Annotated in this window: 10 protein-coding genes and 1 pseudogene; 3 read left to right on the forward strand and 8 right to left on the reverse strand. The window is 34.2% G+C overall.

The genetic code is table 11. The annotated features are described in order from the left end of the window. Positions 1-48: 48 nt before the first annotated feature. The gene (locus P700755_RS14750; protein ID WP_015025437.1) at positions 49-831 is read right to left on the reverse strand and encodes a prohibitin family protein; all 783 of its coding nucleotides are present in this window, start codon (positions 829-831) and stop codon (positions 49-51) included. Between the two features lie 1,390 nt (positions 832-2,221). Between P700755_RS14750 and P700755_RS21375 the strand changes: the two are divergent. From P700755_RS21375 to P700755_RS14760, 3 genes and pseudogenes are all read left to right on the forward strand, one after another. Next, positions 2,222-2,507: pseudogene (locus P700755_RS21375) on the forward strand (IS1595 family transposase); the annotation flags it as partial. A gap of 21 nt (positions 2,508-2,528) precedes the next feature. Further along, positions 2,529-3,302, forward strand: coding sequence for a nucleoside triphosphate pyrophosphohydrolase (gene mazG / locus P700755_RS14755; RefSeq protein ID WP_015025438.1), 774 nt, complete (start codon positions 2,529-2,531; stop codon positions 3,300-3,302). A gap of 116 nt (positions 3,303-3,418) precedes the next feature. Continuing rightward, the gene (locus P700755_RS14760; protein WP_015025439.1) at positions 3,419-3,886 is read left to right on the forward strand and encodes a DUF4168 domain-containing protein; all 468 of its coding nucleotides are present in this window, start codon (positions 3,419-3,421) and stop codon (positions 3,884-3,886) included. 59 nt (positions 3,887-3,945) lie between these two features. Here the strand turns inward: P700755_RS14760 and P700755_RS14765 are convergent, their stop codons facing one another. Genes P700755_RS14765 through P700755_RS14795 form a run of 7 tightly spaced genes read right to left on the reverse strand, consistent with a single transcriptional unit; the run spans position 3,946 to position 12,187 of the window. Then, positions 3,946-5,856: an endonuclease gene (locus P700755_RS14765; RefSeq protein WP_245535953.1), complete on the reverse strand. Its 1,911-nt coding sequence runs from the start codon at positions 5,854-5,856 to the stop codon at positions 3,946-3,948. Position 5,857: 1 nt separating this feature from the next. After that, positions 5,858-7,072 carry an RsmB/NOP family class I SAM-dependent RNA methyltransferase gene (locus P700755_RS14770; protein WP_015025441.1) on the reverse strand — a complete coding sequence of 405 codons (1,215 nt, stop codon included), beginning with the start codon at positions 7,070-7,072 and terminating at the stop codon, positions 5,858-5,860. Positions 7,073-7,102: 30 nt separating this feature from the next. Continuing rightward, positions 7,103-7,549 (reverse strand): hypothetical protein, encoded by a 447-nt coding sequence (locus P700755_RS14775; protein WP_015025442.1) that lies wholly within the window; start codon positions 7,547-7,549, stop codon positions 7,103-7,105. Next, the gene (locus P700755_RS14780; RefSeq protein ID WP_015025443.1) at positions 7,542-8,042 is read right to left on the reverse strand and encodes a hypothetical protein; all 501 of its coding nucleotides are present in this window, start codon (positions 8,040-8,042) and stop codon (positions 7,542-7,544) included. Before P700755_RS14780 ends, P700755_RS14775 begins: the two co-directional genes overlap by 8 nt. A 32-nt stretch (positions 8,043-8,074) precedes the next feature. Then, entirely contained in the window at positions 8,075-8,614 is a 540-nt protein-coding gene (locus P700755_RS14785; RefSeq protein ID WP_015025444.1) for an RNA polymerase sigma factor, read from the reverse strand. Positions 8,615-8,623: 9 nt separating this feature from the next. Continuing rightward, positions 8,624-10,453 (reverse strand): ABC transporter ATP-binding protein, encoded by a 1,830-nt coding sequence (locus tag P700755_RS14790; protein WP_015025445.1) that lies wholly within the window; start codon positions 10,451-10,453, stop codon positions 8,624-8,626. Positions 10,454-10,471: 18 nt separating this feature from the next. After that, positions 10,472-12,187, reverse strand: coding sequence for a phospho-sugar mutase (locus P700755_RS14795; protein ID WP_015025446.1), 1,716 nt, complete (start codon positions 12,185-12,187; stop codon positions 10,472-10,474). Positions 12,188-12,193 lie beyond the last annotated feature (6 nt).

A 12,193-nucleotide genomic window follows, 5' to 3' on the forward strand; every position in this document is an offset into this window, starting at 1 on the left:
CGGGGATCTACTGGGTATCCGTTGAACCACAAATTATGTTTCCAAAATTTATTCATCAATATTAATCAATAGTGGAGCCTTCCCATCGGTGATGATTATCTTGGAGTTTGGAGATAGAGATAATTTACTAAAGGCCTCTATACTTCTAGTTTTTATAATTTGATCAGTAAGTCCTTCTGCCAAAATTAGTTGCGCATCTCTTTCTCCCTTTGCACCTATGATTTTTCTCTCGGCCTCTAATTTTTCTTGCTCTAGTACAAACACCAATCGCATCGCATCTTGTTCAGCCTGTAATTTTCGTTCTATAGAATTAGCTAAACCAAGAGGTAATTGTATGCTTTTCATTAAAACAGCAATAAGTTCAATACCATCAGCTTGTTTCTTAAGATTCTCTCCCATACTGATTTTGATCTCTTCCTCTATTTTTGCACGCATCCCAGAATGCATATCCTTGGCAAAAAACTGAGCACATATATCAGAAGAAGCAGATCTAAATACGCTAGTAATTATAGATTCATATCCTCGCCCTAAATTCTCTAATACAGATGGTATTTTATTTTTTTCCAAGCGATATAAAATTGAAATCTCAGAATTTACACTCAGACCTTCTTTACTGGGTAAACTCAGAAAAAGTTTTATATTATTAGTCTGTGTAGATTCTTTTATAACTTTACTTATAAAAGGATTGTAAACCACAGTTCCTTGAGTTATTACTTTGTTTGAAAATTTGCCAAGTGTCTGTTTTACTCCAGCTTCACCAGGCCTAATAACGGCACAACTGCTTAAAAAAATAGCGGCTAAGGCTACACTTAAAATAGTTTTTGTTTTCATAATTTTTTTTATTAAAAATAATAATTAAAAGAGTAATAAATGCTTATTATTTATTAATTGGGTAATTTTTATGAAAAATACGCAACTAAAAATTGAATATACTGATTATATAATAATATGTATAAACATTTTTTATGGATTGAGTGTTTGAAATTTAGTCTTCACGATAAGAGTTTATCACTTATTCTGAACCTGCTTGGATTTATTCATCAATTCATTTGCAGTCTTCTACAATTGTCATATCGTATTACTCAGTGCCGCTTTTTGTTAATCTATCAATTTGATTATCAATTCCTAGGGCGTATTTTCTTGTGTTCATATTTCCATTTCTTTTTTTACTGAAACCTTCAATCTATTTTTTTTAAATTCGGCACTGATTTCATTGCATTCTGATTGTCCGTCTGAATTTTGGATATAATTTTTTTAATTTGTGTTTTTGTAAAAATTGATTGCTTAGGAAGAAAATAAAACGGCCATGATTATTCGTTTTTTAGGTACTTAAAGACGAGAAAAAAAGAATTCCAATGACTAGGCTTATCGCTTAAGGGTTCCGTTTTTTTGACCTAATCACATCAAATTGCTGGTTTAATCTCGTGTAAGCTGTTTATAAACTTATGTGTTCCTTTATCAAATCCAATACTTTTTTAAAATTATCTCTTCTGAAATGAAATCATAACTCTTAATTAGTGTCAGAAACAGATCTTTCTTGTAGGCGTATATTTGAATGGGGTCACAGACCATATTTCAACGTATCATTTTTAATCTCAATATTATGCCAGAAGGCCTTGCTTTTCAGAAAAAAGGGAGTTCTCAGCATACTTTTTTAGCTTGTTGGAATAACTATTTTTTTTCGAAGTAAATTTATCTCACCAACCCCGTCTTTCTTATAGATTGTATTTATTTCTATTTCGTAATACAAAAGATTTATTCTCACTGGTTTTGAGTGTATCAATTTTATTAAATTAGTTTTGTATATCCGCAAATAGCCCTAATTCTGAGATTATTTCATATATTTACCTGATTTTAAAATAGTTACATAGATAATTATTATTTTTATTTTCTAAGCAGAAATGGATGTCGTTTTCATTTAAAGGGGAACGGGATAAAATAAAATTAATTTGAAACCGCTGTTAAGCATTCGACATCTCCAAGTTTAAGAGCAAATGAGGTTATCAGTGTAAAACCGGTTAATCGAAGCCGTAGTTGCTGAATGAAACGTTAATGTTAAGTTCAAAGTTATTATTCATGACATTGTCCAAGACCATTTTCCTCTTGAGTATGACTATGAAAGGTTTTTTATCTAAAGGGAAACAACTACAACTGAGCATTAAACGTTGATAAGGCAGAGAGAATAGACCATTTATTGTAAGAGTCAATAGACGATGAATAAACGATAGTATTCACAGATTATAGTTCATCATAGGTGAATATTGTAGTTTATGCTGAGATATATGTCATTGAAAAATCAAACGAACGAACGAACCACTAAAGAAACTTTAGAATGGGTTCAGCGACAAGTTATGCAAAACGAAATTTTGCAGGAACCTTTCATTAAATTAAAAAAAGTATATTCACCTTTACACTATTGAATTCTACGTAAACTAAATCGTAGATATTTTGGTGAACAAATTTCTGATAGGCTAGTAATTGATGGCATCGCAGCTAATAAACATTAAATTGACACACAAATAAAAAAAATGTACACAAGGCAAAAGCAATTAAAAGCATTTGAGAATTTGCTAGACATGATGGACGAACTCAGAGAAAAGTGTCCATGGGATAGAAAGCAAACTATGGAATCTCTTAGGAATTTGACAGTAGAAGAGGTTTATGAACTTGGAGATGCTATTTTGGAGAATGATAAGGTGGAGATTAAAAAAGAGCTGGGAGATGTATTGCTTCACATTGTATTTTATTCAAAAATAGCAAGTGAAACTGAAGATTTTGATATTACTGATGTGATAGATAGCCTTTGTAAAAAGATGGTTAACAGGCATCCTCACATCTATGGAGATACAAAAGTTGAAAACGAAAAGCAGGTTAAAGAAAATTGGGAAAAAATAAAGTTAAAAGAGGGAAATAAGAGTGTTTTACAAGGTGTCCCTAAATCTTTGCCAGCCTTAATAAAAGCTAGTAGAATTCAAGATAAAGTGGCTGGTGTAGGCTTCGATTGGGAAGAACCCTCACAAGTTTTTGAAAAAGTCCAGGAAGAATTAGGTGAGCTACAAGAAGAGGTGAAAGCAAATGATTTAAATAAAATAGAAGATGAATTTGGAGATGTTTTATTTTCTATGATCAATTACGCGAGATTTTTAAAGATCGATCCTGAAACAGCTTTAGAGCGAACTAATAAAAAGTTTATTTTTAGATTTCAACATCTAGAGAAAAGAGCTGGAGAGCATAATTTAGATTTATCAACTATGTCATTGGAGGAAATGGATAAGTTTTGGGAGGAAGCGAAACATCTTTAACTTTGAGAAAATTCAATTTCTAAAAGTTAAAGATATACATAATTAGGCCACTATTTTTTTTTGGCTAAACCTTAATTCATATCATTGTTATTATAAACTATTAAAAAACGAAACTCATGAAAAAAGTAATTTTAACCATCGGTATATTTATGTTTGCGTTACTATCTACATCTGCTCAAACAGAAGAAAAAGTAAGCGATGCTCAACTTCAAAAATTTGCGGAGGCTTACCAAACTGTTCAACAGGTAAATCAACAAATCCAGCAGGAAATGGTTACGGCTATTGAAGCTGAGGGAATAACAGCGAAGCGTTTCAATGAAATTTATCAAGCAGAAATGGATCCTGAGGTTGAGGCAGATGCCACTGAAGATGAAATGGTGAAGCAAAAGGCAGCTCTTAAAAAGATTGAGGGTATGCAAGGCGGTGTTCAAGAAGATATGCAAAATAAGATTAAGGAGAAAGGTTTAACCTTAGAGCAATATGAGAATATAGGAGCTCAACTTCAGAATAGCCCAGAATTACAAAAGAAATTGCAAGGTATATTGATGAAAAACAAGACAGGTGAGAATCCGATGAAAAAATAAAAGTAAACTTAGTTATATAAGCTAACCTAAAAAAGGTCAGGATATTTTCCTGACCTTTTTTATTTTTTCACTAACTTCTTAATCACTGAATTACCATGTTGATAGATTTTGAAAAAATAGATTCCAGGCGTTAACCAACTCAAATCTTCCTTAAAATAATTTTGCTGACTGTGTTTTGTTAATAACACTTTACCATTTAAATCATAAAGCTCTATTCTTTTTTGATCATTAGAATTAAAACTCATATGAATATGTGAATTTTTCAACGGATTTGGATACAACTTAATGTCCAAAGTATCATAGAAGCTGGAAGAAGATAAAACCTGTTCTCCCGTAATTCTAAAATTATCAACAGTCCAACGCGTTGCCTCTCGATCATTATCTGTATTATATCGAAAAGCGATGTAAACATTCTCAGGTATTTCAGAAATATCAATAGATTCGGCTTTATATGTAAACAAAGAAGGACTTTCATTTGGATGAAGTGGAATTTCTACATTGGGTACTTCTTGCCAATCAAAACTAGAGGGGTTTCCATTTCCAGTATAGGAGGATGAAAACAGAAGCTCTAGCTTTGTGTTTCCATAACTTGCAGAAGCAAAAAAGCTTATTTTTTCAGATTCAAATTCGTTAAAATTAATTTTGCTACTTGTAATTAACCAGTCTAAACTAGGAACTTGTCCATTTTGATAAGCGTTCATTTGATATCCCTGAGAATTATTTTCACCACCATCAGAAACACATCTCCAGTCTAATGGACTTATTTCACTTACGGCCGTGAAGTTATCTAAAACAGTAGTGCAGTTCTCAAAATCTTCAAAAATGAGATAGTTAGGGTCTGCCAGAGTTAAAACATCAAGATTTTCACTTGGTTCAGACACATTTCCACCTTGGTCCAGTGCATAGACCCTATAATTATAAAGGGTTTCAGCGTTTAATCCTGTAACGAGGTAGGTGGATTGGTTGGACCCTACAGTACCGATATCAACATTATCTTGTTCAATAATATAGTGGGCAACAGCAACATTATCATCAGATGAAGTCCAACTTAGTTGTAAACTAAAATTAGTGATAGTGTTGGCTGATAAATCTGATGGAGCAGAAGGTGGCTCATTGTCCGTAAAATCTCCCCAGATCATCAATGCGAATTCAGGACGATCTATCAACGGATTTCGGTTGCTTTGAAATTGATATCCATTGTTATTCCTATCTATTTCTCTTTCGCCAACAGGATCATTGAGGTGCCATGACAGTAAAAGTTCTAGGTACCAATCCACAAAAAACTCTTGAGGATTATCTGCTAATACTTCGTTTGTTCTCCAACTAGAATTGAATTCATCTTCGTATCGAATAGCAAAGTAAAGTACAGCCCTAGCGATATCCCCCTTGAATTCGTCAATAGGTTCAAATACTGTTCCTGTGTAACCAGGGAAAGTATTTGGACCTCGTTTAGACCCATTTGTGGAGGTGTAATTTGGACTTGTGACTTCTCCAAAAGGAAAACTTCCTCGTGCTCCGTTAACAGCTCCATCGGAAGGGACCACATGGAAATAGTCGTTCTTCATGGGGGATGCACTATTAAATGTAGATTGGGGTACTAAATGTTCTCTGTTATAACAATCTCCTTCACCAGAATAGTTACCACAGTTATTCTCCAAATGCTCATAGTTATAATTATCAACCCCTGGAACACGTTCAGAATACATATCCAACACAGTCCCATCATTTTCAAAATAATCGTCACTATCTCCACTATTTTCAGCAGCATAGGCATCGTATAAGGCTCCATACCCTTGGTCCTGATGAAAAGGGAAATCATTATCATCACCAATATCATCTATGATAATTTTAAGGGCAGTTTTAAGTTCGTAACTCAGTAAGTCGTTGGTACTTTCATAATAACCAGAGGGTGCTTGTGCATAGGTTAATGTTGTTAGAACCAAAAATAAGGAAGATGTAAGAAATTTCACTTTATGATTTATTATTTTTGAGGACGGCATAATAAAACCCATCGTATCCTGATTTATGGGCTAGGATTTTTTCATCTGTATCTAGTTGAAAGAATTCACCTTCAGGTGAGTTTAAGAAATCCTGTATTTGAACTTGATTCTCTGTCGGTAAAATGGAGCATGTGGCATATACCAATAAACCCCCTGGCTTTACCATTTTACTATAGTCTAAGAGTAAATTTTGTTGTTTTTCTTTAATTTCCTTCAGAAATTCTGGCGTTAACTTCCATTTAGCATCAGGATTTCGTCGCAGAACACCTAAGCCTGTACAGGGAGCATCAATTAATACGCGGTCTGCAGAGTCATGTAATTTCTTGATGACCTTCGTGGAGTCTATTTCTCTAGTTTCCAAGTTATGAGCTCCTGCACGTTTTGCTCTGCGTTTTAGCTCTTTAAGTTTATTGCCATAAATATCCATAGCGATAACTTGGCCTTTGTTTTCCATTAAAGCAGCGATATGTAACGTTTTCCCTCCAGCACCTGCACAAGCATCGATAACTCTTAAGCCAGGCTCAAGTTTTAAGGCGTGTGCTACTTTCTGTGACGATGCATCTTGCACCTCAAAAAATCCTTTTTTGAAAGCTTCTGTTTTAAAAACATCCGCTCTTTCATAAAGCTCTAAGGCCTCAGGATATCCTTTTATTAATTTAGTAGGAATAAATTCTTCATCTAGGATCAGTTGAAGTTTTGTGGGAGTGATCTTAAGTGTATTGGTTCTTAAAATCACTTTCGCTTGTTCGTTTAACGCATGGATTTCACTTTCCCATAGTTTTCCTAATTCTTTTCTGCCAAGTTCATCCATCCAATCTGGAATGGATTCAGCATATTTTGTGATTTTTGAAAGTTCGTCAAATCGGCCTTTTATTCTTCGTGTAGGAGTATCCTCAAACTGTTTCCAATCTGGAATTTCTATACCCTTTAAAGTGGCCCAGACCGTAAAAAGTCTAAATAGGTTAGGTCTAGAAAAGGGAGGGTTTACGTCTGCAATTTCAGAATATAGTCTTTTCCACCTTACGATATCATAAGTGGTTTCTGCTATGAACCCTCGATCTCTTGCCCCCCAGCGCTTATCTCGCTTTAAAGTATTTGAGATTTCCTTATCCGCATATTTATCTTCATTGAATATAAGGTGAAGTGTATCAACAACGGCAAAGACTAAATTTCTATGTAAGCGCATGATTTTGGTTTAATCTGCAAAAATAGATATTTACTCGTTAGATGACTTATCAGATTGGTATTGTTTCAAAAGTTTTTTATTGAAATCATATTCAGCTTTTTTAAGCATCATGATTTGCTTGGAAGTAATGACTTCTTTGAGGTTTTTTACAAAATCCTCTCTGTAATCTACTCCAGCTTGCTTATATGACATGTAGTTGTCTAGTAAAACTTCAGCCTCTTTCTGACTTAAGGTTTCAATGATCTCTAATTTAGATTTAATAGTAGACCACTCTTTATCCCTTAATTCTTCATAACGTTTGTTATGAAGATTGTAGACGGGCCAAAACCTTACAGCTTCTTTAGCAGATAAGTTTAATTTTTCAGTAAAAAATGCAATTTTCAACTGTTCTATTTGCTCAGTGTCTCTGTCTTGAGCTTCCGCAAAAAAGGCTAAAGTTAATAGACATAGTGTAATAATTATCTTTTTTCTATTCATTGTCATAATCTTGATCTTCGATTTCGTCATTTAAATACTCCAAGATGTCATTATCTTTCAAGTTAACGATATTATCATTTACGATGCTATTAATCGATGATGTATTTTCGTATTCAATAAATTCTTCAGGATTCTCCATGTTATAGTCTAGATAATCCTCAATCATATCTCTATCTAAATCAGAAAATTGAAGATTTTCATCTGGACTTATATCATTTATATATAGAGCGCCAAGTACTGCAAATGCTAGTATAGACGCCGCTGCTACCCACTTGCTTAACTCTTTAAGCTTTATGACTTTGCTTGAGCTTTCCTCTAAAGGGACTGCAAGGCTAAAATCTTTAAAGTAACTCTTAGGTACTTTATACCCGAAATTGCTATTTTCTGATTTTGATTTCACTTTACAAGCCATAGTTTGGTCAATGGAATCGAAGTATCCTTTTGGAACTTTAAATCCTGATTTGCTAGTGTTTATATGTGATTTATGTTCCATCTGTATTTTAGACTATAATTTGATTTGAAAGTTTAATCTTTCTTTAAAAATTTTTCTACTTTCTTTCTGGCATGGTGGTAGTTAGACTTTAATGCTCCAACACTTGAACCTAGGATTTCTGACATTTCCTCATAAGGGATATCTTCAAAGTAACGCATATTAAAAACAGTTTTTTGCTGTTGAGGTAGTGTATCAATAGCTTTTTGAAGTTGAAACTGTATCTCACTTCCTTCAAAATAAACATCACTTTCCAAAGAATCAATTAAAAAATCATTAAGCTCTTGGTCTGAAAGTTTCATCTTTTTTGCTTTCTTATTCAGAAACGTAATGGACTCGTTGGTAGCGATTCTGTACATCCAGCTAAAGAGCTTACTGTCACCCTTAAACGACTTGATATTTCTAAATACCTTTATAAAGGTATCTTGTAATACGTCATCGGCATCTTCATGTAACTTTACAATAGTCCTTATGTGCCAATATAGCCTAACCTTGTGCTTAGAGATAAGGGCTTGAAAGGCCTCATTAGTTTTGGTGCCTTTTTGTAAATGATCTATGATTTCGTCCTCTTTCAATAGTATTGCTTATTCAAAAGACTGCATATTAACCAATTTTTTATAGACTCCTTCATTAGCAATCAATTCATCATGTCTTCCTTGCTCTACAATTTCACCTTGATGCATAACAATAATGGTGTCCGCATTTTTAATCGTAGATAAGCGATGGGCTATGACTAGAGACGTTCTATTTTTCATCATGTTTTCTAAAGCTTTTTGGACAAGTTGTTCGCTTTCAGTATCTAGAGCGGAAGTCGCTTCATCCAAAATCATGATAGGTGGGTTTTTGAGAACCGCTCGAGCGATGGATAGACGTTGCTTCTGTCCACCACTTAATTTTCCTCCACTATCTCCAATATTGGTATCCAAACCTTTAGGGAGTTCTTTTACAAACTCATAAGCATTTGCGATTTTTAGAGAGTCTATTAATTCTTCATCGGTAGCATTGGGTTTTCCGATTTTCAAATTTTCTTTGATGGTATCGTTAAACAAAATTGAATCTTGAGTGACTAAGCCCATAAGTCCTCTCAAAGAACTTTGTGACATGTCTTTAATATTGATACCGTCAATTTTTATTTCACCTTCGGTGATGTCATAAAACCGGGTGACCAAATTAGCAATGGTAGATTTTCCACTTCCAGACTGTCCCACCAGAGCTACTGTTTTTCCTTTTTTGACCGTGGCTTGAAAATTCTTCAGGACGTATTCATTTTCATATTTGAATGAAATATTTTCTAAAGTCAATTCAGAGTTAAATTCAGTTTTATCAATAGCCTTATCAGCATCTGTAATGCTGTTTTCTGTTTCTAAAATTTCTAAAACACGCTCTGCCGCTGCATTTCCTTTCTTTACATTATAGAAGGCTTTTGAAATGCCCTTAGCTGGCGTTAAAACATTATAGGCAAGGCCCATATAGGCTATAAACATAGGTCCGTCTAGAGTCTCGCCGACTAAAACCATTGTCCCTCCATACCATAATAAAACAGCAATAACACTTATTCCTAAAAATTCGCTAGCAGGCGAAGCTAAATTTTGTCGGTTTAGTAATTTATTGGAAAAATCGTTAAAATTTTGGGTGGAAGATTTAAACTTGGTGTAGAAAATGGATTCAGCATTAAAGCCCTTGATGATTTTGAGCCCCCCTAAGGTCTCTTCTAAAATCGATAAAAACAAGCCCTGTTCTTGCTGTACTTTATCCGACTTTTTCTTTAAAGATTTTCCTATTAATGAAATGATAAATCCAGAGATGGGAATAAAAATAAAGACAAAAACAGTTAACTCTGGGCTAATGAATAACATCGCTCCAATGGTAAATAAAATAGTGAGGGGTTCTCTAACAATCAATTCTAAAATAGATAAAAACGAGTGTTGTATTTCTAAAACATCGCTGGTAATTCTAGCAATGGTATCTCCTTTTCGCTTTTCAGAATAATGAGAAAGAGGCAATTCTATGGTTTTCTTGTAAAGGGCATTTCGCAAGTCCTTCAATGTGCCATTTCTAAGAAAGGTTATGAAATACATGGCGATGTAGTTTGAAATATTTTTAAGAAAAAATAAGACGATCACCAAACTGATGACCAAAATCAAAGCAATGGAAACATCATCTTGGGCGTACTCATTGACTTGAAATGACAAATAGTCTTTAAAATAATCTTGGGCTTTACCGATGCCATTGTAAACTGGTGGCTCAGTAATTTTTGTTGCATCTTTTCCTTTAAAAAGCACATCCAACATAGGAATAAGAGCTATAAATGATAAGGCGCTAAAGAGAGCATAAAAAATATTGGCAATGATATTAAGCACTGCATATTTCTTATAAGGTTTCGCAAAGCGAAGTATTTTTTTAAAATAATTCATTTAGTGTTATTCTGATTTTTAAATACCTAAATCGGCTTTTATATGTTCAATTTTTGAAGACAATTCTGAATCGATCTCTTCAAAATCATTTTTTGTTTTGAGAGTTGAATTTACACTGATATAGAATTTAATTTTCGGTTCTGTTCCACTGGGTCTAGCAGCGACTTTGGTCCCGTTTTCTGTATAGTAAATTAAAACATTAGATTTTGGCAGGTTGATGTTATGCGTTTCATGAGATTGCATATTCTTAGCTATTGAAGTTTGATAGTCTTCAATAAGCACCACTTCTTCTCCGTTGATCTCTTTAGGTGGGTTATTGCGCAACTCTATCATTTTAGCTTTAATTTCTTTAGCTCCTTCAATTCCACTTTTGACGAGGGACACTAAATGTTCTTTAAAAAAACCATGCTCTATGTAAATATCAATCAGCTGTTCATAAATAGAAGATCCTTTTGATTTTAACTCTGCAGCCATTTCACAAACAAGTAATATCGCCGTATTCGCATCCTTGTCTCTAACAAAATCCCCTACCATATAACCAAAACTCTCTTCACCACCACCAATATAATCTAGGGTAGGATTATCTTTTATTAATTTTGCAATCCACTTAAAGCCGGTGAGGCTTTCCATATACTTCACACCATACGCTTCGGTCAAAACTCTCATAAGAGGTGTCGATACTATTGTAGAGGCAATAAAGTGAGACTCTTTTAAACTATTGCTTTCTTTTACTTTTTCTAGTAAGTACCAAGTCATGAGCACCATGGTTTGGTTGCCATTGAGCAAGGTGAGTTCCCCTTTTCTATTCCTTACTGCAATACCCAATCGGTCTCCGTCAGGGTCTGTTCCTATAGCTAGATCGCTCTTCTTTTCGTTGGCTAGTTTTAGTGCGAGTTTTAAAGCATCAGGCTCTTCAGGATTTGGAGATTTAACCGTTGGAAATTCAGGATCTGGTTCAGATTGAGAAGAGACCAAGTTTAAATTGGGGTAACCTGCATTTTCTAGTAATTGAGGAACTGTTGTAATGGAGGTCCCATGCAAAGAGGTAAAAGTGATGTTGAGATTTTTTTTGGACTCAGCAGGAAGATTGAAATTTACATTTTCCACTGCTTTTTTTAGATATGCTTTTTCTACAGAATCATCTAAAACTTCAATTAAATCTGATTGGCTTTCAAAATTAATATCAGAGAAATTTAATGCATTTATTTCAGAAATAATATCCAAATCTTGAGGTGGCACGAGCTGTCCTCCATCCTCCCAATAGACCTTATATCCATTATACTCTGGTGGATTGTGACTTGCTGTAAGCATGATTCCACATTGGCATCCAAGGTGTCTTACCGAATAGGAGAGAAGAGGAGTAGGTCTCAATTCAGGAAAGATATAGGCTTGTATCCCATTGGCAGAAAAGACGCCTGCTACTTGATGAGCAAATTCCATACTATTATGTCTGCAATCAAAAGCGATGACAACTTTTAGTTTTTCATCTGGAAAGACAGATTTCATGTAATTTGAAATCCCCTGGGTGTTTTTACCTAAGGTGTATTTGTTTATTCTGCTGGTACCCACTCCCATTATACCGCGCATTCCACCAGTGCCAAAACCCAAATCTTGAAAGAAACTCTCCTCTAGTAACTCTGATTTAGAGTCCATTAAGTCTTGTACTTCTTTATTGGTAGTTTTATCGAAGGTCTCTGTAAGCCACTCTTTTGCTTTATCTAAAAAATCACTCATTATATT

Source organism: Psychroflexus torquis ATCC 700755 (assembly GCF_000153485.2).
Classification (GTDB): domain Bacteria; phylum Bacteroidota; class Bacteroidia; order Flavobacteriales; family Flavobacteriaceae; genus Psychroflexus; species Psychroflexus torquis.

Bases quoted from the DNA above. Each gene is read 5' to 3' on its own strand.
- P700755_RS14750 (WP_015025437.1), bottom strand. From the start codon at position 831: ATGAAAACAAAAACTATTTTAAGTGTAGCCTTAGCCGCTATTTTTTTA.
- mazG (WP_015025438.1), top strand. From the start codon at position 2,529: ATGTACACAAGGCAAAAGCAATTAAAAGCATTTGAGAATTTGCTAGAC.
- P700755_RS14760 (WP_015025439.1), top strand. From the start codon at position 3,419: ATGAAAAAAGTAATTTTAACCATCGGTATATTTATGTTTGCGTTACTA.
- P700755_RS14770 (WP_015025441.1), bottom strand. From the start codon at position 7,072: ATGCGCTTACATAGAAATTTAGTCTTTGCCGTTGTTGATACACTTCAC.
- P700755_RS14775 (WP_015025442.1), bottom strand. From the start codon at position 7,549: ATGAATAGAAAAAAGATAATTATTACACTATGTCTATTAACTTTAGCC.
- P700755_RS14780 (WP_015025443.1), bottom strand. From the start codon at position 8,042: ATGGAACATAAATCACATATAAACACTAGCAAATCAGGATTTAAAGTT.
- P700755_RS14790 (WP_015025445.1), bottom strand. From the start codon at position 10,453: ATGAATTATTTTAAAAAAATACTTCGCTTTGCGAAACCTTATAAGAAA.
- P700755_RS14795 (WP_015025446.1), bottom strand. From the start codon at position 12,187: ATGAGTGATTTTTTAGATAAAGCAAAAGAGTGGCTTACAGAGACCTTC.